The sequence below is a fragment of the Protofrankia sp. CiP3 genome, assembly GCF_917627345.1.
In the GTDB taxonomy this organism is placed as follows: domain Bacteria; phylum Actinomycetota; class Actinomycetes; order Frankiales; family Frankiaceae; genus Protofrankia.
This window is the reverse complement of record NZ_CAKJTM010000036.1, coordinates 46,699-47,066: the sequence shown is the minus strand read 5'-3', so window position 1 is coordinate 47,066 and position 368 is coordinate 46,699. Positions and strand designations below refer to the sequence as shown.

At 71.7% G+C, this 368-nt stretch carries 1 pseudogene; it reads left to right on the top strand.

The features are described from left to right. Nucleotides 1–357 (top strand): annotated as a pseudogene (locus tag MJ797_RS14250) (group II intron reverse transcriptase/maturase); the annotation flags it as partial. Between the last annotated feature and the right edge of the window lie 11 nt (nt 358–368).

The window sequence follows — 368 nt, the reverse complement described above, 5'->3', positions numbered from 1 at the left end:
GGATCATCTCCCGATGACCCCGACCTGGCCGCCTACTGGGCCCAGCGGCGCCGCCGGATCAGACCCCACCTGGGGGTGACCGCGCTGCTCCTCAGGGCCCAGCACGGCCGCTGCCCGATCTGCCGGGGCCTGCTCCTGCACGCCGATCGTGAGCCACAAAGCCCGCAGGAGTGGGAACAATGGCTCGCGGCAACCCGCACGGCGACCCGCAAACGCGCACTGATCGCCTGGGGCGCGGGCACACCGGACGAACGCGTCGCCACCCGCCTCATACACACCCACTGCCACCGCCGCACCCTCGACGATGGCATCCGGGCAGCACTTCTGCCCACCCGCAAGCCCACAGGGCTCGCTTGAGCCGGTTGCCC